This window comes from Limnohabitans sp. T6-20 (genome assembly GCF_003063505.1).
Taxonomy (GTDB): Bacteria; Pseudomonadota; Gammaproteobacteria; order Burkholderiales; family Burkholderiaceae_C; genus Limnohabitans_A.
On sequence record NZ_NERW01000001.1, the window covers coordinates 787,657 to 813,810 of the forward strand.

The 26,154-nt window shown below is 62.3% G+C and carries 21 protein-coding genes and 1 pseudogene; 16 read left to right on the forward strand and 6 right to left on the reverse strand.

The features are described 5' to 3' along the window. Window positions 1-50: 50 nt before the first annotated feature. Window positions 51-329: a hypothetical protein gene (locus B9Z33_RS03720; protein WP_108285632.1), complete on the reverse strand. Its 279-nt coding sequence runs from the start codon at window positions 327-329 to the stop codon at window positions 51-53. Between the two features lie 231 nt (window positions 330-560). On the opposite strand from B9Z33_RS03720, the gene B9Z33_RS03725 reads away from it, so the two are divergent. The 3 genes from B9Z33_RS03725 to B9Z33_RS03735 all read left to right on the forward strand — a co-directional run bounded on the left by B9Z33_RS03725 (window position 561) and on the right by B9Z33_RS03735 (window position 3,530). Continuing rightward, a complete protein-coding gene (locus tag B9Z33_RS03725; protein WP_108285633.1) occupies window positions 561-2,444 on the forward strand; it encodes an ATP-binding protein in 1,884 nt (627 codons plus the stop codon). Further along, on the forward strand, window positions 2,441-3,184 hold the full coding sequence (locus tag B9Z33_RS03730; protein WP_233252720.1) for a response regulator transcription factor: 744 nt from the start codon (window positions 2,441-2,443) through the stop codon (window positions 3,182-3,184). Before B9Z33_RS03725 ends, B9Z33_RS03730 begins: the two co-directional genes overlap by 4 nt. 85 nt (window positions 3,185-3,269) lie before the next feature. Continuing rightward, window positions 3,270-3,530 (forward strand): DUF3297 family protein, encoded by a 261-nt coding sequence (locus tag B9Z33_RS03735; protein ID WP_108285634.1) that lies wholly within the window; start codon window positions 3,270-3,272, stop codon window positions 3,528-3,530. Between the two features lie 15 nt (window positions 3,531-3,545). On the opposite strand, the gene B9Z33_RS03740 is transcribed toward B9Z33_RS03735, so the two are convergent. Then, a complete protein-coding gene (locus B9Z33_RS03740; RefSeq protein WP_108285635.1) occupies window positions 3,546-5,648 on the reverse strand; it encodes an aconitase family protein in 2,103 nt (700 codons plus the stop codon). After that, window positions 5,645-6,556 carry a LysR family transcriptional regulator gene (locus tag B9Z33_RS03745; protein ID WP_108285636.1) on the reverse strand — a complete coding sequence of 304 codons (912 nt, stop codon included), beginning with the start codon at window positions 6,554-6,556 and terminating at the stop codon, window positions 5,645-5,647. The genes B9Z33_RS03740 and B9Z33_RS03745 overlap by 4 nt, the downstream gene beginning before the upstream one ends. Before the next feature lie 99 nt (window positions 6,557-6,655). On the opposite strand from B9Z33_RS03745, the gene B9Z33_RS03750 reads away from it, so the two are divergent. The 4 genes from B9Z33_RS03750 to hppD all read left to right on the forward strand — a co-directional run bounded on the left by B9Z33_RS03750 (window position 6,656) and on the right by hppD (window position 11,172). Then, the gene (locus tag B9Z33_RS03750; RefSeq protein ID WP_108285637.1) at window positions 6,656-7,600 is read left to right on the forward strand and encodes a hydroxymethylglutaryl-CoA lyase; all 945 of its coding nucleotides are present in this window, start codon (window positions 6,656-6,658) and stop codon (window positions 7,598-7,600) included. Next, entirely contained in the window at window positions 7,597-8,796 is a 1,200-nt protein-coding gene (locus tag B9Z33_RS03755; RefSeq protein WP_108285638.1) for a CaiB/BaiF CoA-transferase family protein, read from the forward strand. Before B9Z33_RS03750 ends, B9Z33_RS03755 begins: the two co-directional genes overlap by 4 nt. A 57-nt stretch (window positions 8,797-8,853) precedes the next feature. Continuing rightward, window positions 8,854-9,834, forward strand: a complete 981-nt coding sequence (locus tag B9Z33_RS03760; RefSeq protein WP_108285639.1) for a tripartite tricarboxylate transporter substrate binding protein — start codon at window positions 8,854-8,856, stop codon at window positions 9,832-9,834. A 255-nt stretch (window positions 9,835-10,089) separates the two neighbouring features. Continuing rightward, the gene (hppD, locus tag B9Z33_RS03765; protein ID WP_108286142.1) at window positions 10,090-11,172 is read left to right on the forward strand and encodes a 4-hydroxyphenylpyruvate dioxygenase; all 1,083 of its coding nucleotides are present in this window, start codon (window positions 10,090-10,092) and stop codon (window positions 11,170-11,172) included. 106 nt (window positions 11,173-11,278) lie between these two features. Here hppD and recQ read toward each other — a convergent pair whose 3' ends face one another. After that, a complete protein-coding gene (gene recQ, locus B9Z33_RS03770; RefSeq protein WP_108285640.1) occupies window positions 11,279-13,174 on the reverse strand; it encodes a DNA helicase RecQ in 1,896 nt (631 codons plus the stop codon). Between the two features lie 157 nt (window positions 13,175-13,331). On the opposite strand from recQ, the gene queC reads away from it, so the two are divergent. Continuing rightward, the gene (queC, locus tag B9Z33_RS03775) at window positions 13,332-14,051 is read left to right on the forward strand and encodes a 7-cyano-7-deazaguanine synthase QueC (protein WP_108285641.1); all 720 of its coding nucleotides are present in this window, start codon (window positions 13,332-13,334) and stop codon (window positions 14,049-14,051) included. 18 nt (window positions 14,052-14,069) lie between these two features. Here the strand turns inward: queC and B9Z33_RS03780 are convergent, their stop codons facing one another. Beyond that, window positions 14,070-15,011: a LysR substrate-binding domain-containing protein gene (locus B9Z33_RS03780; RefSeq protein ID WP_108285642.1), complete on the reverse strand. Its 942-nt coding sequence runs from the start codon at window positions 15,009-15,011 to the stop codon at window positions 14,070-14,072. 122 nt (window positions 15,012-15,133) lie between these two features. Between B9Z33_RS03780 and B9Z33_RS03785 the strand changes: the two genes are divergently transcribed. From B9Z33_RS03785 to B9Z33_RS03805, 6 genes and pseudogenes are all read left to right on the forward strand, one after another. Beyond that, window positions 15,134-15,505: a nuclear transport factor 2 family protein gene (locus B9Z33_RS03785; protein WP_108285643.1), complete on the forward strand. Its 372-nt coding sequence runs from the start codon at window positions 15,134-15,136 to the stop codon at window positions 15,503-15,505. 64 nt (window positions 15,506-15,569) lie between these two features. Continuing rightward, window positions 15,570-15,728 (forward strand): annotated as a pseudogene (locus B9Z33_RS15685) (SAP domain-containing protein); the annotation flags it as partial. A gap of 408 nt (window positions 15,729-16,136) precedes the next feature. Next, complete coding sequence (locus B9Z33_RS03790; RefSeq protein ID WP_108286143.1) at window positions 16,137-17,183, forward strand: homocysteine S-methyltransferase family protein; 1,047 nt, start codon at window positions 16,137-16,139, stop codon at window positions 17,181-17,183. Between the two features lie 198 nt (window positions 17,184-17,381). After that, window positions 17,382-18,467 (forward strand): CaiB/BaiF CoA-transferase family protein, encoded by a 1,086-nt coding sequence (locus B9Z33_RS03795; RefSeq protein ID WP_108285644.1) that lies wholly within the window; start codon window positions 17,382-17,384, stop codon window positions 18,465-18,467. Window positions 18,468-18,478: 11 nt separating this feature from the next. Next, window positions 18,479-19,270, forward strand: a complete 792-nt coding sequence (locus tag B9Z33_RS03800; protein ID WP_108285645.1) for an enoyl-CoA hydratase/isomerase family protein — start codon at window positions 18,479-18,481, stop codon at window positions 19,268-19,270. A gap of 17 nt (window positions 19,271-19,287) precedes the next feature. Then, complete coding sequence (locus B9Z33_RS03805; RefSeq protein WP_108285646.1) at window positions 19,288-20,178, forward strand: SDR family oxidoreductase; 891 nt, start codon at window positions 19,288-19,290, stop codon at window positions 20,176-20,178. Between the two features lie 14 nt (window positions 20,179-20,192). On the opposite strand, the gene B9Z33_RS03810 is transcribed toward B9Z33_RS03805, so the two are convergent. Continuing rightward, window positions 20,193-22,880 carry a LuxR C-terminal-related transcriptional regulator gene (locus B9Z33_RS03810; RefSeq protein ID WP_108285647.1) on the reverse strand — a complete coding sequence of 896 codons (2,688 nt, stop codon included), beginning with the start codon at window positions 22,878-22,880 and terminating at the stop codon, window positions 20,193-20,195. Window positions 22,881-23,087: 207 nt separating this feature from the next. Here B9Z33_RS03810 and fadB point away from each other — a divergent pair, with 207 nt between their 5' ends. Both fadB and B9Z33_RS03820 read left to right on the forward strand, forming a co-directional pair. Next, window positions 23,088-25,241, forward strand: a complete 2,154-nt coding sequence (gene fadB, locus B9Z33_RS03815; protein ID WP_108285648.1) for a fatty acid oxidation complex subunit alpha FadB — start codon at window positions 23,088-23,090, stop codon at window positions 25,239-25,241. Between the two features lie 18 nt (window positions 25,242-25,259). Next, window positions 25,260-26,042 (forward strand): SDR family NAD(P)-dependent oxidoreductase, encoded by a 783-nt coding sequence (locus B9Z33_RS03820; protein ID WP_108285649.1) that lies wholly within the window; start codon window positions 25,260-25,262, stop codon window positions 26,040-26,042. The last annotated feature ends 112 nt before the right edge of the window (window positions 26,043-26,154 follow it).

The following is a 26,154-nucleotide window of genomic DNA, read 5'->3' on the forward strand; positions in this document are numbered from 1 at the left end:
AATTGCATCTGTGATGTTTTTTAGGGCCAAGACTTCAGAAAAATCCGAGCTTACCGTCGATTGAAATATTGGCGCATCTCGGCCAGTGTTTTTGACTCTTTGGATTGAATAGGCACCACCTTGGATGGACTATCCGGAAAAAGATCTTCTTGGCTCAGGTTGTACCTTTCCATCAAGGCTTTGATTTGTGTTGTGCCTGTGTCAATTTCTTCTTGACGGATTTGAGCTTGCTCCAGCTCCAGCGCAATCCGTTTAGCCGATTCCATTGATTGGGCTATTTTCAAATCCAGGTCGGCCTTTTGTTGTTGCAATTGTTTGAGTGAAGACATGGCGCAATTCCAAAAGAAGATGAAGACACGATGGGCTGGAATCTAACAGTGCACTGTGTGGGTTTTCACATCAAACTTCATGGAAGCACACAGATCCTCACGGCGGGTTTGGCGGTTGTTGTTTTGTTGCGCTCAATGCTCACAATTGCTCTCACTTCGAAGGAGAAATGTCCTGTCAGTTTGGGCATTGCCGGTTTTTTTGATCTCAAGCTTCTATGATTTAACAAAACCATGAAGCACCTGTTTATTCTGCTGTCCTTGCTGTTTTTCCAGGTGTTTGTGCACGCTGGTGATACACGCTACCGGATCGATACCGCCTACCACCATGACGAAGCGCCAACGCGAAGCATAGAAGCTGCGCAATATCTGGCATTCAAACCTTATTCAGGTGATCTTCGATTGGGTTTTGCAAAGGGTGAAACCTGGATCCGGTTGCGGATACAAACTGATGCATTGTCAGAGGGGGCTCTTCCGACGATGCCGGCTGCGCCGTTGGTGCTCAGGGTGGGGCCTTACTACCTGGATGACGTGGTGTTTTATGCACCGCAAAAAGGCCATTGGTTTGTGCAGCAAGGCGGGGATCGCCATGTCAAGCAACGACAAAACTGTTCGGATGACTTGTACTGCTTTTCATTGGGGGCGTTGGAGGGCAACACGGTCACGGTGTATCTGAGAGTTCAGACGGACGGTGTCCGGGTGGTGCAGACCAGCGTCATGCCCGCAGAAGAGGTGATGACCGCTGCAATGACCCGAATCAATCGCATGACGGTATCTTTGACCTTGGCGATAGCGTTGCTGGTTTTGTCGCTGGCGTTCCTGTTTCTTGAGCGCTCGCTTTTGTTGCATGTCTTTTGTTGGTTTCAGTTGTCTGTGGTGTTTGCAATTGCTGCTACGACCGGTGTGTTGGCGCAGTGGTTGCCCTTTTTTACCGCCGAAACAGTCAACGACCTGAGCAATCTGGTGCAAGTGATCCGCGTGGCAATGACGGTTCTGCTTGGCTGGGCGGCATTGAAGTCATGCAGCCCTGCGCCAGCCTATCAATATGCTGTGGTAACCATGATGGGGGTCTGTGGCATCAACTTTTTTTGGTTGTTGACGGGGCATGCAGATTGGGCCTTGAAGACCAATTTCGGCGTGCTGTGGTTGAACTCTTTGGTGCAATTGATGGGTGTCTTATCAGGACGAAATTTCCCACCCAAATTACGAATGATCTTATTGACGGGTTGGTCGATATTCCTCTTTTTCTCCACTTTGGGCGTTTTTGCCAGCCTGGGATTTTTGGGGGGCCGTGACCACATGGGATTATTTCAATCCATTGGGGACTGGCGGCTCAACGGGGTGCCCATTGGCATCGTGGTGTTCTGGGTTGTAGCCACTGAGAAATCCAACCGAAAAATCCAGAAGTTGCAAGAATTACAGGGCTTGCAGATCGAGGCGGCTCAGTCCAAGGCCCATCAGGAAAAACTCCACGAGCGCAGAGAGCTGATTGACATGTTGACCCATGAGCTGAAGACACCCTTGGGCACCATCAAATTTGCATTGGCGTCGCTGAAAAGAGCCGCCAAATCACAAGGGGAATCTCTGGAGCGGGTTCAGCACATCGACGCTTCGGTGAACCGGATGGATGCCATGATCGAGCATGTGGCGTTGTCCAACAAAATTGAACGTCACGATGCCCACGACTCTGCAGAAACGATCTCCGCTCAGGAATTGATGAACGTCGTGATGCAGGAGTATCGGGATGTGCAACGCTTTGAGCTGAGCATCCAGGAGGGGACCTTTTTCCATGCCGATCCGCATTTCTTGGCCCTGATCGTGGAAAACCTCGTCAGCAACGCCGTCAAATACGCATCCGATGGAAAAATCAAAATCACCATTGAAAACCAAACGCCAGCCATGACCTGTTTCCGTATCAGTAACCGTGTGGCTGATGAGAGCTTGCCTGATGAAAATCGTTTATTTGAACGGTACTATCGGCACCCGAATTTTCAGAACCATCCGGGCATGGGCATTGGCTTGAGTCTGGTGCATTCGGCTGCCGCCAAAATGGGTGCGACTGTCAGCTACCAAAAAGCAGACCAGGAAGTGATTTTTGAAGTGAGGATACCCTGTTGAATTCGACGTTGCCTTTGCCGACCAGAGATGCACATTGGCCATTGGTGTTGGCACTGGTGGAGGACGATCGCCTGTTGCGCGAAGAAATTGAGGTGCACTTGACGGCCCATGGTTTTCAGGTGCACGCCGCCAACAGCGCGACGGGCTTGGATGACTTGAGCGCGCGCATTGCCTTTGATCTTTACCTGATTGACCTCAACTTGCCCGGAGAAAACGGTCTCAGTCTTTGTCGCCGGGTGCGGGCATCGCGGCCTGATGCGGGTATCGTGATCATGACCGCTCGGGTCGCGTTGAACGACCGGATCGCTGGGTACAAACAAGGCGGTGCAGACATCTATCTGACCAAGCCCGTGTCGCCCGATGAACTGGTGCTCGTTTTGTTGAGTCTGGGGCGTCGTTTGAAGCAGGCTCAAACGAGCAAGGAGTGGTCGCTCAGTTTGCGTGACCGCACTTTGCTGGGACCAGACCAGACGCAAAAACTGCGCTTGACCAGCAAGGAAAAAACCATTTTGCTGGCGCTGGTGCAGGCCAAAGACAACACCCTTGAATCAGGCGTGTTGTGTGATTTGTTCGCTGACGAGGACGAAGAGGCCTTGATGAGCAAACATGCGCTGGAAGAAATGATTGCCCGGCTGCGCAAGAAATTCAAAAGCGTTCAGACCGAAGGCGATGAGCCCGCCATCAAATCGGTTTGGGGTGTCGGTTACCAGCTGTGCGTCCGGATCAACTTTGTGCATTGAAGATGGTGCATGGACTGCAGAAGCCAGAAATTGGGAATATGACCTTGTTTTGGTATAGATTCAGTAGGTTTTAAAATCTACGCCCATGACCGATACCAACGCTGTTGCCACTCCCCGTCCCGAACTGCCCGATCATTTGTCCATCGATGCGCGCAGCCCGCACCATGTGCGCGCTGTGTTTGAGCATGACATCGGCGTCCGCTTCAATGGCAAAGAGCGCAATGATGTGGAGGAATACTGCATCAGCGAAGGCTGGGTCAAAGTCCCCGCTGGCAAGACGCTGGACCGCAAAGGCCAGCCCTTGCTGATCAAGCTCAAAGGCAAAGTCGAAGCGTTTTACCGCTGAGACTGGCGGTTGTGCTCAACCGCTGACGCGCCGCTGCAAATCCTCAAACGAGATCAACTCCCCCGCCAGCGCGCTGGCCATCACCGTGGGCGGGCTGGCCAGCCAGACCTGGCCCGGGCCGGAGCGCCCCGGAAAATTGCGGTTGATGGCGCTCACCGTGACCTGCGCTGCATCGGTGGATGAACCCGGCCCGCAGTTGGCGCAAGCCCCGCACGAGGGTTGCAAAATCCGGACGCCCATGGCTGCGAAGGTCTTGTCGTAGCCCTTGGCTGTGCAGTAATCGCGCACGGCGGTGGTGCCGTATTGCAAAAACACCTGCACACCTTCGGGCACCTTGATGCCCTGCGCGAGGCCCCAGGCCAGCACCGCGTGGTAGTGATCAAAGTCTTCGCGCTTGCCCGCCGTGCACGAACCGCCGTAGGCGATGTCGATGCGCACGCGCTCGTGCAAGTCGGACAGCGCCAGGCCCTGACCTGGGTCACCGGGCCGCGCCACCATGGGGCAAAGGGTGTTCAGATCGACGGCCATGTGATGGGCGCAGTGCGCACCCTCATCGCTGTGCATCCAGTCTTCCAGCAAGAAGTCCACGCCCCGGCGCTCTTTCAAAAAGCGCACCGTCTCGGCGTCAGGTGCCACGATGCCGGTGAGCCCGCCCAGCTCGGCGCACATGTTGGTGAGCGTGGCGCGTTCGTCGGTGCTCAGGTGGGCGATGCCCTCGCCCGCGAACTCGAACACTTTGCCCACCCCGTTGCCGCTGCGGATGAAAGGTGTGGCCAGCAGGTGCAGCATCAGGTCTTTGGCGGTCACCCCCGCAGGCATTTGGCCTTGCAGCTCAACGCGTACGCATTCGGGCAGCGTCACGCGCACCGCGCCGGTCACAAAGGCGTTGGCCATGTCGGTGGTGCCCACGCCAAAGGCCACGCAACCCAAAGCACCGCTGTGTGGCGTGTGTGAATCGGTGCCTACCACCACCTGGCCGGGCAGTGCGTAGTGCTCGGCCATCATGGCGTGCGAGATGCCGGCCACGTTGCGGCCGTCATCTTGCAGCACTTCGGCATCGGTCAGGGTGCGGTGCATGCGCAGGCCATGGTGCACGGCAAAGTCGCGCTGCGCCCGGCTCATGGCGTGCATGTTGGCGATCAGGCCACCGCGCACATGGGCGGGGCTTTCATCGACGTAAGACGTGTGGTCTTCAAACACCACAATCTGCTCAGGGCGTTGCAGTGTGAAGTGCTCGTCCAGTGCCCCGCGCAGCAGCGTGTCGGCCATGCCGGTGTAGTACTCGTGGATGAAGCGCCAGTCGGCCCGCACGAACAGCCCGTCGCCGGGTTGCGGCTGCACGGGGGTGTGGGGCGCAGTCAGGCGATGGCGCGAGAGGATTTTTTCAAACAGGGTTTGGGGGCCAGCATTCGCGAGCAGGGGCTCGCTCCCACAAGGTTGCAGCGGTTCCTTGTAGGAGGCCGCCCCTGCGGCCGAATCTGTGTTGTGGCTGTGGCTGGCATTCGCGAGCAGGGGCTCGCTCCCACAAGGCTGTAGCGGTTCCTTGTAGGAGGTCGCCCCTGCGGCCGAATCCACGCCCGCCAAAAACCGTTGTCCCCAGCGCAACAACCCTCCTGCGCTCAGCACCGAGGCCGCCAGTGCTTCGCGCCCCTGCACCAGATCGGCCAGCGTGAGGGCTTCTCCGCGTGCGATGCGGTCCAGCAAGTCCAAGTCGGTCGAGGTGAACAAGCCAATGTTGTCGGCGTTCTGGCGGTAAATGCGCTCAAAACTCTCGGCAATGACCAGCTGCACGCCCGCCAGCTTTTCGGCGGTGGGGCTGTGCTCACGCGACGACCCTTTGCCATAGCGGCGCCCGGCCACCAGGACCTGAAACCCTGCTTGCCTCAGCGTCTTGTGCCCGATGGGGTTGTCGCTGCCGCAGCGCAGCCCGGTGTGGGCAAAGTCGCCCAGGCGGTCGTCGTAATGGCTCAGGATGTGCACCGGCGTGATCTCGTCGGTTGAGACATCGTCGCGCAGCGGTCCGGCTTGTTCGCGGGTCAGGGTCTCGCCCGCCAGCTGGCGGCGGATCAGGTTCGGGTCCTGGCTGAGGTACAGGACGTTCCAGTGGGTGGGGTTCATGGCGGGGTTGGCGCGTGCGCGGCCGAGAGGAATTCAAGCAGCTTCAAGGCCGCGGGCGTGAGGACTTCTTCTCCTCGGTGGCAAAGGACAAAACGGCGCTTGGACCAAGGTTCTTGCAGCGGCAGCACCTCCAGGCCATAAGCCTCGGCATACAGGCCGGTCACTTCACGCGGCACCAGCGCAATCGCCAGGCCCGCCCGCACCACGCGCAGCGCGGCCTCAAAGTTGGTGACGATCACGCGGTGCTGCAAGCGCTTGCCCAGCAAGCCCGCTTCGCGTTGCAGCATCACCTCCACCGCCGAGTTGACCGGCATGATCACATGCTCAAAATCCAGCGTGTCGGCATAACGCACGGCGGCGAGGCCGCACAAGGGGTGGCCTTTGGGCACGGCCACGCTCAGGTGGTCGTGGCGGTAGGTGCGGGTGTGCAGCAAGCCGGTTTCGGCCGCATCCCAGCAGATGCCGATGGACGCCACACCTTCGCGTATGCCGCGCACCACCTCGGGGCTGATTCGCTCTTCCAGATCGATCTGGATGTTCTGGTGCTCGGGCATTTTGAGAAAACCCGCGATCTCGTCGGCCAGCGATTCAGCCATGACCGAGGCGGTGGCCAGCAGATTCACCCGGCCCTGGATACCGGCCGCGTGGCTGGCCATGTCGCGCTCGATGCGGCTGGCGCTCAGCAGCATGCTGCGGGCGTGCTCCAGCAAGGTTTCGCCCGCAGGGGTGGGCACCACGCCGTGCTTGCGCCGGGTCAGCAGGCTCGCGCCCACCGTGGCCTCCAGCTGGGCCAGCCGTTTGCTCACGGCAGAGGCCACCATATTGGCCTTTTCGGCGGCGCGGCTCATGTTGCCCGTGTCGCAGACGGTCACAAACAGGCGCAGCGAAGTCAGGTCGAGGTCACGCATTAAGTTATTCCCATGTGGAACAAATAGGCTTCCAAAATTGAATTTTATGATCGATTGGAAACATTAAACTCGCTGCACTTTCCACCAAGGACATTGGACATGAGCACATTTCATTGGCCCGAGCGCGTGACCATCCGCGAAGTGGGCCTGCGCGACGGGCTGCAAAGCATCGCCCGCACCTTGCCCACGGCGCAAAAGCTGCAGTGGATTCAGGGCGCTTACGACGCAGGCATCCGCGAGATCGAAGTCGGCTCCTTTGTGCCGCCCAAACTCCTGCCGCAGTTGGCCGATACGGCCGAGCTGGTGGCCTTTGCCAAAACCCTGCCGGGGCTCGTCGTGTCGGTGCTGGTGCCCAACCTCAAGGGGGCTGAGCGCGCCATGGACAGCGGCGCCGACTGGATGCTGCTGCCCCTGTCGGCCAGCCATGCGCACAGCCTGGCCAACCTGCGCAAAGCGCCCGACGACGTGGTGGCCGAGATCGCGGCCATCGTGGAGGCCCGTCGGTCACGGGGTTCCGCCATCCGCATCGAAGTCGGTATGAGCACCGCGTTCGGTTGCACGATTCAAGGCCGGGTCGAGGAGGGTGAAGTGTTGCGCCTTTTGAACGCTGTTTTGGCGCTGGGCGTGGACCGCGTCGGTTTGGCCGACACGGTGGGCTACGCCGATCCGCGTCAGGTGGGCGAGCTGTTTGCCAAAGCGCGTGAGGTGGCGGGTGAGCAGCTGGGCTGCGGCCACTTTCACGACACACGCGGTTTGGGCATGGCCAACGTCATGGCCGCGCTGCAAGCGGGCGAGACCCGTTTTGACGCTTGCCTGGCGGGCATTGGCGGCTGCCCGCATGCGCCCGGGGCCAGTGGCAATGTGGCCACCGAAGATGTGGCCTATCTGATGGCCAGCATGGGCATGGAGACCGGCATCGATTTCGGTAAGCTCATGGCTTTGCGCGCCCAGGTGGCGCAGTGGCTCGCAGGCGAATGCCTGCATGGTTCGATCGCGCAGGCGGGTTTGCCCAAAATCCTGCGCACCGCAGAAGTGATCGCATGAACAATTCCGACAAGAAACTCCCGCTCGAAGGCCTGCGCGTCGTCGAGTTCACCCACATGGTCATGGGCCCCACCTGCGGCATGGTGCTGGCCGACATGGGGGCCGAAGTCATCAAGGTTGAACCCATCGAGGGCGATCGCACGCGTCACCTGCTGGGCTCGGGTGCGGGCTTTTTCCCGATGTTCAACCGCAACAAGAAGAGCATCAAGATCAACCTGCAAAGCCCCGAGGGTGCTGAGATGGCGCGCCGCCTGTGCGCTACGGCCGATGTGGTGGCCGAGAACTTCAAGCCCGGCTCCATGGTCAAGTACGGCTTGGACTACGCCAGCTTGTCGGCCACCAACCCCAGGCTGATTTACGCCAGCCTCAAAGGCTTTTTGCCCGGCCCGTACGACCACCGCACCGCGCTCGACGAAGTGGTGCAGATGATGGGGGGCTTGGCCTACATGACCGGGCGTCCTGGTGACCCGCTGCGCGCAGGCACCAGCGTGAACGACATCATGGGCGGCATGTTTGGCGCGATTGGCGTGCTGGGCGCACTCATCCAGCGCGGCATCACTGGGCGCGGGCAAGAGATCCAGTCGGCGCTGTTCGAAAATAACGTCTTCCTGGTGGGCCAGCACATGCTGCAGTACGCCATCACGGGCAAGGCGGCCGAGCCCATGCCCAACCGCATCTCGGCTTGGGCGGTGTACGACGTGTTCACCGTCAAGAACGGCGAGCAGATTTTCTTGGCAGCGGTGAGCGACGCGCAATGGGCCACCTTCTGCGATGTGCTGGGCTTTGCCGACCTCAAGGCCGATCCGCGCTATGTGGACAACAACGCCCGCGTGTCTTTGCGTGACGAACTGTTGCCCGAATTGCGCCGCCGCTTGGAGGCCTTCACCGCCGCCGAGCTGACCGCCATTTTTGAGAAAGCCGGGCTGCCCTTTGCGCCCATCGTCAAACCCGAAGAGCTGTTTGACGATCCACACCTGAACGCGACCGGGGCCTTGGCCGATGTGCGCCTGACCGATGGCCCCAAAGCCGGTCAGACCGCCCGCGCGGCGCTGTTCCCCTTCACCATGGATGGGCAGCGCCTGGGCGTGCGGCACCAGCCACCCAAACAAGGTGAAAATACCGACGAATTGTTGCAAGGCCTGGGGCTGAGCGAAGCAGAGATAGCACGCCTGCGCTCACTCAAGGCGGTGGCCTGAGTCAGCGCAACCCCGTGCTGTAAATTACGCATCCATCTGAAAAGAAAGAGACAAACCATGAAAAACCACATCACACGCCGCGCCGCCTTGGCCGCTTTGACCTCGGCTGCCGCAGTCGCTTTGCCCGGCCTGTCGTTCGCGCAAGCGGACCGCCCTGTCAAGTTCATCCTGCCCAACGCCACAGGCTCGGGTGTGGACGCGATCACGCGCGCTGCCGCCCCGGCCCTGGGCAAAGCCTTGGGCACCAACGTGGTGGTCGAAAACCAGTCCGGTGCCAGTGGTGTGATCGGTTTGCAGGCCCTGGCCAAGAACCCGCCCGATGGCTTCACCCTGTCGGTGGTGTCCAACAACGTGGTGATCTTCCCCAGTGTCATCAAAAATTTGCCTTTCGACATGCCCGGCGACTTCACGCCGGTCGCCGTGGTGGGCAGCACCCCCATGGTGCTGGTCGTCAACCCGCAAAAAGTGACCGCCACCAACAGCCGTGAATTCATTGCGGCACTCAAAGCCAAGCCCGATGGCTACAACTTCGGCTCCGGCGGCAACGGCACGATCTTGCATCTGGCAGGTGAGATGTTCCTCGATGAAGCCAACGCCAAAGCGCGCCACATCCCCTACAAAGGCGTGGGCCCCATGGTGACGGATTTGCTGGGTGGCCAAATTGACTTCGGCGTGGTGGCCTTGCCCAGCGTGGCGCAGCACATCAAGTCCGGCGCACTGCGCGCCATTGGCATGTGTGCCGACAAGCGCACGCAAGCAGCCCCCGACATTCCCACCTTCATTGAGCAAGGCTTGACGGGCTACAACATGGAAGCCTGGTTCGCGGTGATCGGCCCCAAAGGCATGTCTGCTGCGCAAGTCAAGAAGGTGCACGACGCCGTGGCCGCCGCATTCAACGATGCGACCGTGAAGGAAACCATGGCCAAGCAAGGCAACACCATCAGCGTCAGCAGCACCGAGCAGGCCCAAAAAGCCTTCCGCAGCGAGTTGGCGCGCTACGCCGCGCTGGTCAAAAAAGCCGGCATCGAGCCGCAATGAGGCTTGCGGTTGTCGCTTGACACACGCAGCGCAAGCGACGACCATCAGCCCCCATGTCCATCCAGGTTTTGATTTTCGGTATCCACCTCGCGCGCAGCACGCGGGGCAAGCCCTGCGCACCGCCGCAGGCTTTGTGACTCTCTTGTAGGTCGGAGGCTTCAGCCCCGACCTACAAAGATCCCTTTTCGTTTGACCGATTTCGATTCGGGCTTCGCTCACTTTGCAGCGTGGCCCCGTTCACTGCTGGAGATTTTCATGACCGATTTGTTTGACAACCCCATGGGCCTGTGCGGCTTCGAGTTCGTCGAGTTTGCTTCCCCTATCGCCAACACCCTGGAGCCTCTGTTTGAAAAAATGGGTTTTACGCTGGTGGCCAAGCACCGTTCCAAAGACGTGGTGCTTTACCGCCAGGGCGACATCAACTTCATCGTCAACCGCGAGCCCAAAAGCCTGGCCGGTTACTTTGCCGCCGAGCACGGCCCTTGCGCTTGCGCGTTGGCATTTCGGGTGAAGGACTCGCACAAGGCCTATGAACGTGCATTGGAGATGGGCGCGCAACCGGTGGAGATTCCGACCGGTCCGATGGAGCTGCGCTTGCCCGCCATCAAGGGCATCGGTGGTGCACCGTTGTATTTGATTGACCGTTTTGAAGACGGCAAAAGCATCTACGACATCGACTTTGAATTCATCGACGGTGTGGACCGCCACCCGCCCGGCCACGGCTTCAAGATCATCGACCACCTCACGCACAACGTTTACAAAGGCCGCATGGCCTTCTGGAGTGGTTTCTACGAGAAGATTTTCAACTTCCGCGAGATCCGTTACTTCGACATCAAGGGCACGCACACGGGCCTCACCAGCCGCGCCATGACTGCACCCGATGGCATGATCCGCATCCCGCTCAACGAAGAGTCGGGCAAAACCGGCGGCCAGATCGAAGAATTTTTGATGCAGTTCAACGGTGAAGGCATCCAGCACATTGCGCTGCTGACCGACGACATTTTGAAAAGCGTGGACGCGCTGCAGATGGCGGGCATCTCGCTCATGACCGCACCCAACGACATTTATTACGAGATGCTCGAAGAACGCCTGAAAGGCCACGGCGAGCCCGTGCCTGAATTGCAGGCGCGCGGCATCTTGATGGACGGCTCCACCGCCAACGGCGAGAAACGTCTGCTGTTGCAAATCTTCAGCCAGACGTTGCTGGGCCCGGTGTTCTTCGAGTTCATCCAGCGCAAGGCCGACGAAGGCTTTGGCGAGGGCAACTTCAAGGCACTGTTTGAATCGCTCGAGCGCGACCAGATTCGGCGTGGGGCGATTCAGGTAGACGCAGCCTGATCAGTATTTCTGCTGTGAATTTGTGGGAGGCCGCCCCTGCGGCCGAATGCGTGCAGTGGCTTGACCGCCATTCCTGAGCAGGGGCTCGCTCCCAGAAGGCAAGCGGTCAGCTGCCGTTGCAAACTTTCAGCACCTGCTCACCATAAGCCTCGAGCTTTTTCACACCCAGCCCGCTGATGCCTTGCAGGTCGCTCAGGCTTTGTGGGGCGCTTTCGGCAATCGCGGCCAGGGTCGCGTCGTGGAAGATGACGTAAGCGGGCAGGTTGTGTTCTTTGGCCACTTCGGCGCGCCACGCCTTGAGGTTGATGTAGCGCACCATCGCGTCCTGGTCCAGATTGGCCGCTGCCGGGCTGGGCGCGCTGCGTGAGCGACTTTTCTTGTCGCTGCGTTGGCTGGTGCTCTCGCGCAGCTGCACCGGCACATCGCCCTTGAGCACGGCGCGTGAGGCTTCGGTCAGGTGCAAGGTGCTGAAGCCGTCTTCGGTGTGCACATGCAGCGCGCCAATGGCGATCAGCTGGCGCATCACGGCGCGCAGTTGTTGTTCGCTGTAGTCCGCGCCCAGCCCAAAAGTGCTGATGCTCTCGTGGCCGCGTTGCACCACTTTCTCGGTCTTTTTGCCGCGCACAATGTCCATGGTGTGGCCCGCACCAAAGTTGTGACCACTGCTTTGCTGTGTGCGGTACACGGTGGACAGCAGCTTGCGCGCCGCGTCGGTGCCGTCCCACACCTCGGGCGGGTTCAGGCAGTTGTCGCAGTTGCCGCAAAACGGCATGTACACGCCTTGCGTGCTTTCGCCTTTCGTGCTTTCGGATTGCCCTTTGTAGCTCTCGCCAAAATAGCTGAGCAGCCGCACGCGTCGGCAGTCGGTCGCTTCGGCCAAACCCAGCAGCGCATCGAGTTTGCCGCGCATGACTTGCTTGAACTCTTCGCCCGCTGGGCTTTCGTCGATCATGCGGCGCTGGTTCACCACGTCTTGCAGGCCATAGGCCATCCACGCGTCCGACGCCAGGCCATCGCGCCCGGCGCGGCCGGTCTCCTGGTAATAGCCTTCGATGTTTTTGGGCATGTCCAGGTGCGCCACAAAGCGCACATCGGGTTTGTCGATGCCCATGCCAAAAGCCACGGTGGCCACCATCACCACGCCGTCTTCGCGCAGGAATTCGTTCTGGTGGCGTTGGCGCATGCCCGCGTCCAGACCCGCGTGGTAAGGCAAAGCATGGATGCCCGATTCGACTAACATGGCTGCGATCTCTTCCACCCGTTTGCGTGACTGGCAATAGACCACGCCCGCTTCTTCGGGGTGCTCGCGCTCGATGAAGCGCAGCAGTTGGGTGCTGGCGTCTTTTTTCTCGACGATGGTGTAGCGGATGTTGGGCCGGTCAAAGCTGCTGATGAACAGCTCGGCGCTTTCCAGTTGCAGCCGCTCGACGATGTCGGCGCGCGTCAGCGCATCGGCCGTGGCGGTGAGCGCCACACGCGGCACGCTGGGGTAGCGCTCATGCAGGACCGTGAGGCCCCGGTATTCGGGTCTGAAGTCGTGCCCCCACTGGCTCACGCAATGTGCTTCGTCGATGGCAAACAGGCTCAGCAGCCCGCGTTCGAGCAGCGAATCCATCTGGGCCAAAAATCGCCCATTGGTCACGCGCTCAGGGGCGGCGTACAGCAGGGTGATCTCGCCGCGCAGCAAGCGGCGCTCGATGTCGCTGGCTTCTTCGCTGGTCAGGGTTGAGTTGAGAAACGCGGCGCTCACACCCGCTTCATGCAGCGCGCCCACCTGGTCGTGCATCAGCGCAATCAGCGGCGAGACCACCACCGTGATGCCGTGGCCCGCACGCTGGCGCGCAATGGCCGGGATCTGGTAACACAGCGACTTGCCCCCGCCCGTGGGCATGAGCACCAGCGCATCGCCCCCGGCCGCCACATGGTCAATGATGGCTTGCTGCGGGCCGCGAAAGGCGTCGTAGCCAAAAACTTCGCGCAGGATGGGGAGGTGGGGGGACAAAAGTGGGGTGGGTGAGGGCAAAACAGCCGATATTGTGCCTCCTCTATGTGGGAGCGAGCCCCTGCTCGCGAATGCTTGCTTTGGCGCAGCATGCATTCGGCCGCAGGGGCGGCCTCCCACATGGAAAGCCTCACGCGCATGCACGACAATTCATCCCATGCACACCTCTGCCCTCGTCCTGTTTTCTGGTGGCCAAGACTCCACCACCTGCCTGGCCCAAGCTTTGTCCAAGTACCAGCGCGTCGAAACCCTGGCTTTTGACTATGGCCAGCGCCACAAAGTCGAGCTGGACGCCCGGTTGAACGTGCTGGCTGCGATCAAGGCGCGCTTTCCGCAATGGGCCCCCAAGATGGGCGAGGACCATTTCCTGGACGCTGGCATCCTGGGCCAAATCAGCGAAACGTCCCTGACCCGCGACACCGCCATCGAGATGGAAAGTTCGGGCCTGCCCAACACCTTTGTGCCCGGGCGCAACCTGCTGTTCCTGACGCTCGCCGCTGCTTTGGCCTACCGCCGGGGCTTGCAAGTCATCGTCACCGGCGTGTGCGAGACCGATTTTTCGGGCTACCCCGACTGCCGCGACGACACCATGAAGGCCATGCAGGTCGCCTTGTCGCTGGGCATGGACCGCAAGCTGTTGATCGAAACCCCGCTCATGTGGATCGACAAGGCGCAGACCTGGCAACTGGCGCACGATCTGGGCCAAAAGGCCGATCCGGCACAAGGCGGGCAGGCCTTGGTGGATTTGATCGTGGAGCACACCCACACCTGCTACTTGGGCGAGCGCACCCAGCGGCACGACTGGGGTTATGGTTGCGGACAGTGCCCGGCGTGCCAGCTCAGGGCGGCGGGGTTTGCGCGTTACGTTCAGGCCTGAAGGCTGGGCACACAGGCCTCATCGGCCTGTGTTTGTGTTCCCCGTGCCCAGTGCATGCCGTTGCGCAAAACGTGCGCATGCGCCTTGCAACCAGTCGGCAAAGGCCTCGCGTGCGGGGTGTTTGGCGCTGCCCGGGGGCAGCAGCAGGTAATAGGCCGAGGCATGCGCACATTCGTGCGCATGGGCGGGCACCAGTTCGTGGCGCTGCAACAGGTTGTCAGCGATTGATCGGCGGCTGAGCGCCACCCCCAGGCCCTGACGCGCAGCTTCGAGCAGGTGCGTCGAATCGGTGAAGGTCATCTGCGCGGGTGGCCGCTGCACCCCGCTGTGGGCCTCAGACAGGTCGGCCAGCCAGCTGGCCCAGTTTTCGCTGGCGTGCAGCAAAGGCAGTTGCAGCAGCTGTTGCAGGGTTTGCGGGGGCTCGGGCCCCAGCAGCGATGGCGCGCCCAGCAGCACCAGGCTGTCGCCCATCAGGGGCCGCACCTCGACCTCTGGCCAGCGGCCATGGCCAAAGCGGATGGCGCAGTCCACCTGGCCCTCGTTCAAATCGACATAGTCCATGGAGCCATGCAATTGCAGCCGCACATGCGGGTGCCAGCGGGTGAAGTCTGCCAGTCGGGGCAACAACCAGCCGTTGGCAAAGGAGGGCAACACCGCCACACGCAGGTCCTGAGTTTGCTGAATCGGTCGGTGGCTGCGCACGCGCTCGGTCACGTCCACGATGTCTTGCAGCGCTTGGCGCACCTGGTAGCCGTAAATGCGGCCGGTATCGGTCAGCGTCCAGCGGCGGCCGTTGCGCTCGATCAGCGGGGCCTTCAAAAATTCTTCCAGCGCCCGGATCTGGTGACTGACCGCGCCGGGCGTGAGTTTGAGTTCTTCGGCCGCAGCATTCACCGAGCCCAGCCGCACCCAGGCGGCAAAGGCGCGCAAAGCGGGCAGGGGCGGGGCGCGGCCGGTCATGTCAATGGAATTCGCTGAGTGCTCGAAAAAAATGAAGCCAAGCAGCGCATGGCACTGCCTAGACTGAACAGCGTTGGGCCTTCTCGGGCACAGCGCTTTCAAAGTTTATCAAGGAACCTTTCATGCTCATCGACGATCTGCGCGCCTTTTTGGCCGACTATTTTGACGTCCTGCAAACCCAGGACATGGCCCTGTTTGACCGGGTGTTTCACAAAGACTGCGTGCTGTATTCGCAGCAAGACGGCCAGTTGGTCGTGCGCCCTTATGCGGTCTACCGCGAGATGGTGCAGGGCCGCCAGTCGCCCGCATCGGGGGGCTACCCGCGCGATGAACAAGTCCTGCTGCTGGATGTGCTGTCGCCCACCATGGCGCTGGTCAAAGTGCGGCTGCGCCTGTTTGACAACATCATGGAAGACCACCTGAATCTGATGCACCACGAAGGCCGCTGGATGATTTATGCCAAGCATTTTTCCCGTGTTGGCAGCGCGGTCTGACCCGAAGCCCGCAGGCGCTCTGGCGGCAGTCGGGCTGTGCTTTGGGCGTCTTTAAAATCAGCGCATGAACCGCCCCTTGCTGACCTCCGCGCTGTCGCCTGAAGATTTCAGGGCCTGGTACTGGCTCAAAAAAGAATTGCAGGCCTTTTGCGGTGCTCAGGCCCTGCCCACAGCGGGCAGCAAAGAAGACCTGAGTGGGCGGGTGCTGGCGCATTTGTCGGGCGAGCCATCTTCGACGCGCCTCACGACCACTTCCACGGCCAGCTATTCAGCCCGGCGCAGCGCCATGCCGCAGACCCTGACGCCAGACACGGTCATCGGCCCGGGCTGGCGGCTCAATGAAGACTTGCGGGCCTTTTTTGTGGCCCACACCTCCCCCGCTTTCCGGTTCAATCAGGCCCTACGCGACCTGTTCAAAAACCCCGATGGCTGCACGCTGGGACACGCTTTGGCCGTTTACCGAAGCAGCCTTGAGCAAGGTCCAGCCCCGATTCAGCGACAATTCCAGTTCAACCAGCACATCCGCGACTATTTTGCGCAGCACCCGGGGGGCCACCCGCGCCCAGGCGCTGCAAGCCTGGCAAGCCAAACGCCAGACCGCGCAAGCCCTTGTTTTTTCTGCCGACACCGAATGAAATCCCTGACCTACACCCGCGCCCAGGCGCTGCCCGAGATCCTGAAAACCCGCATCGCCATCCTCGACGGGGCCATGGGCACCATGATCCAGCGCTTCAAGCTGACCGAAGCCGATTACCGGGGTGAGCGTTTCAAGGACTTCCCCAAAGACGTCAAAGGCAACAACGAGCTGCTGAGCCTGACCCGCCCCGATGTGATCCGCGACATCCACGAAGGCTATCTGGCCGCCGGGGCCGACCTGATCGAGACCAACACCTTTGGCGCCACCACCGTGGCCCAGGCCGACTACGACATGCAGCACCTGGCCCGCGAGATGAACTTGCAGTCCGCCAAATTGGCCCGCGCCGCCTGCGACAAGTTCTCCACCCCCGACAAGCCCCGCTTTGTGGTCGGCGCTTTGGGCCCCACACCCAAGACCGCCAGCATCAGCCCCGATGTGAACGACGCGGGTGCCCGTAATGTGACCTTTGAAGAGCTGCGCGTCGCCTATTACGCGCAGGTCGAAGCCCTGGTCGAAGGCGGCTCGGATGTGCTGTTGGTCGAAACGATTTTTGACACGCTCAATGCCAAGGCCGCGCTGTTCGCCATCGAAGAATTCTTTGAAGCCAGTGGCGAGCGCCTGCCCCTGATCATCAGCGGCACGGTGACAGACGCTTCGGGCCGCATCTTGAGCGGCCAGACCGTGACCGCGTTTTGGCACAGCGTGCGCCACGCACAGCCCTTGGCCATTGGCCTGAACTGCGCCTTGGGGGCCACGCTGATGCGTCCTTACATTCAAGAGCTCAACAAAGTTGCGGCTGACACCTTCATCAGCTGCTACCCCAACGCCGGTCTGCCCAACCCCATGAGCGACACCGGCTTTGACGAAACGCCCGAAGTCACCAGTCGCCTCATCCACGAATTTGCCGCCGAAGGCTTGGTCAACATCGTGGGCGGCTGCTGCGGCACCACGCCCGACCACATCGGCGCGATCAGCAAGGCCGTAGGCCCGCTGGCCCCGCGCAACGTGCATGGCGGGTTCTTCTACAAAGAAGCGGCCTGAACTGACCCTGTGGGAGCGGCACCCTCGCCGCGAAAGACCACTGCTGGACCCAAGCCATCGCCCGGGGGCGGGCTCACACAGCACACCATTGACCGACCTGCCTGCGCACGACATCGTCTGAACAGACGATGTGCAGCCGCTGGCGCTGCGGCACCATGACCCTCAAAACGCGCCCTCTGGCGCACATGAGGTGGATGCATGGCGGGACCGCTGACAGGCATGAAGGTGATCGAGATGGCCGGAATCGGCCCAGGGCCGTTTTGCGCCATGGTGCTGGCCGACCTGGGGGCCGATGTGGTGCGCGTGGCCAGGCCGGGCGTGGCACCCGACCCCCTGGACGTGCTGGCCCGCAGCCGCATGGTGCTCAACCTGGACCTGCGCGAGCCACAAGCCGTGCAAGAGGTGCTGAGCCTGGTGGCCCAAGCCGATGTGCTCATCGAAGGTTTTCGCCCGGGCGTGATGGAGCGTCTGGGCTTGGGGCCAGACGTCTGCCTGGCCCGCCAGCCCCGGCTGGTGTACGGGCGCATGACTGGCTGGGGTCAGCACGGGCCGCTGGCGCATGCGGCCGGGCACGACATCAACTACATCGCCATCAGCGGGGCACTGCACGCGATTGGCCGCGAGGGCGAGGCCCCGGTGCCCCCACTCAACTATGTGGGCGACTTTGGTGGCGGGGCCATGTTGCTGGCCGTTGGCATTTTGGCTGCGCTGCATGAAACCCGGCAATCGGGCCGGGGGCAGGTGGTCGATGCCGCCATGACCGATGGCGCGGCCCTGCTGTCGTCCATGATGTACGGCTTCAAAGCGGCAGGTCAGTGGAGCAACCACCGGGGCGACAACATGCTCGACGGTGGCGCTTTCTTCTACGACACCTATGCCTGCGCCGATGGCCGCCATGTGGCCGTGGGCGCCATCGAGCCGCAGTTTTATGCCCTGCTGCGCGAGAAGTGCGGCATCGCCAACGACCCGGTGTTCGACGCGCAGATGGACCGCCAGGCCTGGCCCGTGCTGAAGCTGCGGTTGGCCGAGGTGTTTCGCACCCGCACCCGCGACGAGTGGTGCGCTTTGCTGGAAGGCACCGACGCCTGCTTTGCCCCTGTGCTCGATTGGGACGAAGCGCCAGAACACCCCCACAACCGCGCCCGACAAACCTTCACGCATCTGCAAGGTGTCCTGCAGCCTGCGCCTGCGCCCCGCTTTGACCGCACGCCTGCCGATGCGCCGCACGCCAGTGCGGTGTCCACCCCTGACGCAGTGCGCGCGCGTTGGCAAACAGCCATTTGAAAGTCCTCACCATGCAAGACGTCCTTGACATCCAGGAAAGTGGCGGCGTTCTGCGCCTGACCATGAACCGTCCCGAGCGGCTCAACGCTTTGAACCCAGCCTTGGCCACGGCCCTGCGTGAGTGCTTTCAGAGCCTGTACCGGCGCACCGATATCCGTGTGATCATCCTGCAGGGCGCTGGGGCCAGCTTTTGCGCGGGCTTGGACCTCAAGGAGCAGCAGCCCGGTAAGGATGTCGGCGCCAGCGACATGTTGGCGGTGCAGTACAGCATCCGCGACATCATGCTGGCCATGCGGCGCTGCCCGCAGCCCATCATCAGCATCGTGCAAGGTGCAGCCAGTGGAGGTGGTTTTGCGCTCGCGCTGGCCTCGGACATTCGGTTGGCCACACCCGAATCGCGCATGAATGCGTCGTTCTTGCGCATTGGCCTCACCGGCTGCGACATGGGTGTGAGTTATTTCTTGCCACGCATGGTGGGCAGTTCGGTGGCGGCGCAGTTCCTGCTGACCGGGCGTTTCATGGACGCAGCGCGTGCCCATGCGCTGGGCCTGGTGAGCATGGTGGCGCCCTTGCCCGATTTGCGTCAAGAGGCGCAAGCCTTGGCCGAAGACATGCTGCGGACCACACCGCTGGGTTTGCGTTTGAGCAAAGAGGCGCTGGGCCTGAGTCTGGACATGGGCAGCCTGGAAGCTGTCATGGCCATGGAAGACCGACAACAAATCCTGTGCACCCAGACCGAAGATTTTCAGGAAGGCTTGCAGGCTTTTTTGCAAAAACGTCCACCGCACTACACCGGCCATTGAACACAAGAGGACATGCCATGACGCTTGAAGACTTGATTTATAAACCCGGCTTGCTCACAGGTCAGCGCGTGTTGGTCACCGGCGGCGGCACGGGCCTGGGTCGCGTGATGAGCGAAGCCTTGTTGTTGCTGGGGGCCGAGATCCACATCTGCGGGCGCCGCGGTGCAGTGGTCGAGCAAACCGCGAGCGAGCTGATGGCCCAGCACGGCGGGCGCGTGGTGCCCTGGGTGTGTGACGTTCGCAGCGACGAAGCCATCCAGGCCATGCTCGACAGCATCTGGCAAACCCACGGGCCGCTGGACGGGCTCATCAACAATGCTGCGGGCAACTTTGTGAGCCGCACCGAAGACCTTTCTTCGCGCGCTTTCGATGCGATTGCGAACATCGTGTTTCGCGGCAGCTTCTACATGACGCTCGAATGCGGCAAGCGTTGGCTGGCCGAGGGCCGCAAGGCATCGGTGATCTCCATCCTCACCACCTGGGTGTGGAACGGCTCGGCCTTCACCGTGCCCTCGGCCATGGCCAAGGCGGGGCTCAACGCCATGACCCAGTCGCTGGCGGTGGAGTGGGGCGGGCGCGGCATCCGCCTGAACGCCATCGCGCCGGGCCTGTTCCCGACCGAGGGCATGAGCGCCCGCCTGAACCCGGGCGGCGGGGAGCACAAAGCCGTGGGCAACCCCATGGGCCGCACGGGCCGCATGTCCGAGCTGGCCAATTTGGCGGTGTTTTTGATGGGGCCAGGCTCGGATTACCTGAACGGCCAGACGATTGCCATCGACGGCGCGCAGTACCAGGCCACGGGCGGCAACTTTGCGCACCTGGCCAGCTGGACCGACGCCGACTGGCAAAACGCCCGCGACAGCATCGCGAAAAAGAACGCGACGGACCGTCAGCAGCGCCAAGGCTGATCAGCCGCAGGCACTTAACCGATCAAGCCCAAACGCCGCGCAATCGCCACGGCCTGGGTGCGGCTGTGGGCGTCGAGCTTCATGTTGATGTTGCGCAGGTGCGTGCGCACCGTGCTGTCCGAGACGTATAGTTTTTCGGCCATGGCGCTGTTGGAGTAGCCCTCCACCAGCAACTGCAGCACCCGGATTTCCTTGCGGGTTAGGGGCTCCAGCGGGCCTTGGGTGGGCGTGGGCAGTTTTTCCACATCCACGGGCAGCGGGCCAAAGGCTTGCAACAGCCGCTGCAGGTAGTCGCCCATGAGCGGGTCACGCACCGCGCTGTGGTTGTGCTGCGCTTGGTAACGCTGCACCAACGCACCCAGGGCCGGGCCTTCGTCGAGGATTTGCCGCATGAAGCCTTCCTGGCAGGCCCATTGCAGTGCTGTGCCCAGGGTCGAAAAGGCGGCAGGTGTGTCGCCCACGCGGTACAACGCCATGGCACGCAGCAAGCGCAGGCTCAGTATGCGCCGATGGCGCGCGGCGGCAACGGCGGTGTCCAGTTCGGCATCGGCCAGTCGCAGCGCTCGAGTGGCATCGCCAAAAGCGGTTTCCCAGCGGATGCGGGCCAAGGCCATGTATTCGATGTCGTTGGCCAAGAGGCGCTGGCCTTGTTCACGCTGCCACACGGCGGGGTCATTGGCCCTTTCCAGCTCGTCATGGGCGGCGAGGCCGTGGCCTTGCAAAAGCAGCAAATGGGCACGTTCGAGCTTGGCGCTCACCACCACGCGGGGCAGCTTGCGCTGGTGCCCCAGGTATTCGAGTTCGGTGATGGCTTGCCAGGCGGCATCCACATCTCCCTGAATGAAGGCGATGCGCGAGCGCATGGCGTGGCTCAAAATCATGTGGTCGGGCAGACCCACATCGCGGGCCACAGGCAAGTACACGTTGAGCAGGTGGTCGGCTTCGTCGAGCGCGTTGGCTTCGTAGACGATGCTGGCGTACAGCACGCCCGCCCAGGCGTTGCCGTGGGTGTGCAGCAGGTTCACCGCATGCGTGGCGTCCACTGCCAGTCGAAAACGCGCACTGGCCTGGCGCAGGCGGCCTTGTTGCAAATCGAGCAAGCCTTCGGTCGATTCGCTGTACATGCGGTTGAAGGTGCTGTTGTCGCTGTGCTGCTTTTTGGCGGCGTCCAGCAGCTGTTGCGCTTGCCGGGGTTGCCCTGCCATGGCCGTGGTGTGCGCCATGGCGTTGAGCAAGGTGGTGTCTGCAAAGTGGTTGCCGGTGGGCAGCCGCTCCAGCGCCTGGCGTCCAGCGGCCAGGGCTTCTTCGTTGCGGTCCTGCATGGCCAGCAGCAGCGGGCGCACGCACATCGCGTCGCTTTGAAAGCGCGTGTCCAGCAGGCCAGTGGCTTCTTGCTGTTCAAGCATGTCCATGGCGCTCCAGGGGCCACGCGTGAAACCGGTCGCCCACACCGCGGCCATCACCAGTCGCGGGCGCTGCCGCAGCTCGGCGGCAGGCAGGCTGCTGCACCAGCGGTACAGCATGCGCATGCGGCCTTGTTCCAGAAAGTCTTCGGCGTGCTGCTCCAGCAATTGCATGGCCAGCGGAAAGTCACCGCCCTCGATGGCGTGCTCGATCGCGGGCACCGGTCGGCCTTGTGACTCGTACCAGCCGGAGGCCGCCAAGTGCAGCCGGGCCACATCATCCGGATGTTCATGCTGCAGTTGCTGGCGCAGGTGGTCGGCAAACAGGCTGTGGTAGCGCCAGGTGGGCAGTTCGCTGGCCACCGGGGTCAAAAACAGGTGGTCGGCGTCCAGCTGCTGCAAGAGGGCCGCGCAGTCGACATGCGGGTTGAGGGCGGCGCACACCGAGGCGTCGAGCTGCCTCAAGATGCTGGTGCGCAGCAAAAATCGCCGCGTGGTGGCCGGTTGCCTGGCCAGCACGTCTTCGGCCAGGTAGTCGGCCACGGCCCGGTTCGAGCCCGAAAACCGGGTCACAAAATCTTCCGGGTTCACCGCGCCATCCAGCGCCATCGCGGCCAGCCACAAGGCGGCCACCCAGCCTTCGGTTTTTTCGTGCAAGCGAAACAGCTGGTCACTGCTGAGCTTGTGGGGGTGTGGGCGCTGCTCAAAAAAACGGGCGGTGTCTTGCAGGCTGAAGCGCAGACGCTCGGCGTCGATCTCGATCAGCTGGCCGCGCACCCGCAGGCGCGCCAGGCCAATTTGCGGCAGACTGCGCGAGCCGATCACCAGCAAGCCCTGGCGCGGCAGGTGGTGCGCAATCTCACGCACGATGCTCAGCAGCGACGCTTCGTGGATGGCCTCGAACTCGTCCAGAAACAACGCAAACGGCGTGTCGATGCGCGACAAGGCCTGCACCGTGTCGTTGCCCGGCAGGCCCAGCTGCCGCACGGCGGTGTCCAGGCAGTTCAGAAAACGCGAAACGTCGTTGTCGGCCCGGTCCAGGGTCAGCCAGGCGGTGGCCACGCCAGCATCTTCCAGACGCACGCGCGCCTGCATCATGGCGGTGGTCTTGCCAAAACCGGCCGGGGCCCGCACCAGCACCAGTTGCCCGGCGCCCCGGCAGATCGTCTCGCACAGGCCAGCGCGCGCCACCTGCGAGGCGTCATGGGCGGGGGGGTTGAACTTGCTTTCAAGACCCAACGTGATGGCGCTGGATGCTGTCAGGCTGGTCAGGGCGGCGGGTTCGCTGGGGGACGGCATGTGGCGGTGAAGTAGATGGTTTTCATTATCACCTTGGGCTTGTGGCTGACAGGTCACCGGTTTGTCATGTGGCAAGTGCCTGCGCCGGAGGCTGCAAGGTCATAACCAAGACCAGCCCTGATTTCGTCGCTTCAGACGATGCGACGCAAGGGGCAGCTTTTTAGACTGAATCGAAGGCGGTACCGTGCCGCCATCAGGAGAGTTTCAGTGTTTCAAGGCCAAAGTATCCGAGTTGTTCCGCTGGCCGAGGCCGGGGTGTTTGAGCTGCTGTTTGACCGCCAAGGCGAGTCGATCAACAAGCTCGACGACCGCACCGTGAACGAGTTGCGCCAGGCGACCCAGGCGCTGGCGGCCCAGCCGGGCCTCAAGGGCGTGCTGGTCACCAGCACCAAAGACGTGTTCATCGTGGGCGCTGACATCACCGAGTTCGGTGCCAAGTTCAGCCAGTCAGCGGCGCAGATCACCGCCGGTGTGGCCCACAGCAACGAGGTGTTTGTCGCGTTTGAAGACCTGCCCGTGCCCACCGTGGTGGCGATCAATGGCTTTGCGCTGGGCGGCGGGTTGGAGATGGCGGTGTCGGGGAGCCTGCGCGTCATGTCCACCACGGCGCAGGTGGGTGTGCCCGAGGTCAAGCTGGGCTTGTTCCCGGGCTTTGGCGGCACGGTGCGTTTGTCGCGCCTGGCGGGCGTGGCTTCGGCCATGGACTGGGTGGCCAGCGGCAAACCCCAAAAGGCCCCCGCTGCGCTGGCCGCCGGGGTGGTGGACGACACGGCCCCACCCGAACAACTGCGCGAACGCGCCCTGGACTGGCTGCGCCGCGCCATGCAAGGCGAGGTGGACTGGTCAGCGCGCCAGCAGCGCAAGCGAGAGCCCGTGGCCATGGCTGCGAGCGAGGTGCAGGCGGTGAGCGCCGCCCAGTTGGACAGCTTGGCACGCACCGACGCGCCGCACCAACCTGCGGCCCGCATGGCGGTGGAGATGATGGCCGAGGCTGCTTTGCGTGACCGCGCAGGGGCGCTGGCGCTGGAGGCTAAAGCCTTTGGCGAGGTGGCACGCACTCAGGCGGCGGTGGCCATGGTGCAGACCTTTTTGAACGACCAGGCCATCAAGAAAATCGCCAAGCGCCATGCCAAAGCAGGCCGCCCCGTGAAGCATGCGGCCGTGCTGGGCGCGGGCATCATGGGCGGTGGCATCGCCTACACCAGCGCACTCAAAGGCGTGCCCGTGCGCATGAAAGACATCCAGCAAAGCGGGCTCGATCAAGGCATGAATGAAGCGGGCAAGCTGCTGCAACGCCAGGTCAAGGCGGGCCGCATGGACGCGGCCAAGGCCGACAAGGTGCTGGCCTCGATCACCCCGCAGCTGGGCTTGGAAGGGTTTGACCAAGTTGACTGCGTCGTCGAAGCCATTGTCGAGAACCTGGCCGTCAAGAAAACCGTGCTGGCCGATCTGGAAGGGCACCTGGCCGTAGACACCGTGATCGCGTCCAACACCTCCAGCCTGCGCATCGACGACATGGCCGCGGCCCTGAAGCACCCCGGGCGATTTGTGGGCATGCACTTTTTCAACCCGGTGCATGTGATGCCGCTGGTCGAAGTGGTGCAGGGCAGCCACACGCAGCCCGAGGCCTTGTCTACCGCCGTGGGCTACGCGGCCGCCATGGGCAAGGTGCCCATCGTGGTCAAGGACTGCCCGGGCTTTTTGGTCAACCGCATCCTGACGGCCTACATGCGCGGCTTTTTGGAACTGGTGCGTGACGGCGCGGACTTTGTGAAGGTCGATCAGGTGATGGAAGCCTTTGGCTGGCCCATGGGTCCGGCCTACCTCGAAGACGTGGTGGGCATGGACACGGGCAGCCATGTGAGCGATGTGATCTCGGCCGGTTACCCCGAGCGCATGCCGCGCCTGGAACACGACGCCTTGCGCCTGATGGCCAGCCAGGGTCGCTTTGGCCAGAAAAACGGCATCGGCTTTTACCGCTACGAAGTCGACCCCACCGGCAAACCCCGCCGCAGCCCCGCACCCGACAGCCACGCGCTGCTGGCGTCCATCCAGCCGCAGGGCGTCAAAGACTTCAGCGCGCAAGACATCCAGGACCGCATGATGCTGCCGCTGCTCGTCGAAGCCGCGCACGCGCTCGAAGACGGCGTGGTCGGCAGCGCCGCCGAGCTGGACATGGCCATGCTGCTGGGCATCGGCTTTCCGGCCTACGCGGGCGGCCCACTCAAATACGCCGACTGGCTGGGCCTGCCAGAAGTGGTGGCCCGCTGCGAACGCTGGCAACACCTGGGCGCGGCTTACGCCCCCACCGCCCGCATGCGCGAGATGGCCGCCACAGGCCAGCGTTATTACCCCGTTTGAACATCAGGAGACACATCCATGAAACTCGATTCACAAGTGACAGCCGTCATCACCGGCGGAGCCTCGGGCCTGGGCGCCGCCACAGCCCGGCAACTGGCCAGCCATGGCGTCAAGGTGGCCTTGTTTGACCTGAACGAGGTGCAGGGCGAAGCCCTGGCACAAGAGTTGGGGGGTGTCTTCTGCAAAGTCGATGTGACCTCCGAAGAGCAGGTCGATGCCGGGTTTGCCAAAGCGCGTGCGGCGCTGGGCCAGGAGCGCATCCTGGTCAACTGCGCAGGCACGGGCAACGCCATCAAGACCGCCAGCCGCGACAAGGCCACGGGCGAAATCCGGTCCTTCCCCACCGCCAACTTTGACCGCATTATCCAGATCAACCTGGTGGGCACATTCCGCTGCATCGCCAAGTCGGCCGCAGGCATGCTGACCCTCACGCCGCAAGAAGACGGCGAGCGCGGCGTGATCATCAACACCGCCTCGGTCGCGGCGCAAGACGGGCAGATGGGCCAAGCCAGCTACTCGGCCAGCAAGGCGGGTATCGTGGGCATGACGCTGCCCATTGCCCGCGACCTGATGGGCGACGGCATCCGCGTCAACACCATCTTGCCCGGCATCTTCAACACCCCGTTGCTGCAAGCCGCGCCCGACAACGTCAAGGCCGCGCTCGCCGCGACGGTGCCTTTCCCCAAACGCTTGGGCGAGCCCCACGAATACGCCCACCTTGCAGAAACCCTGATCACCAACCGCTACCTCAACGGCGAATGCATCCGCATCGACGGGGCCATCCGCATGGCACCGCGCTGAGCCGAGCACCGCGCTTTCTGTTACCCCGCTTCGCCCAAAATCGTCTGTTCTGACGATGTGGGTGGGCGGGGGTGGACACCAGAATGACCTTCATTGGCTAACTTTCGGGGAA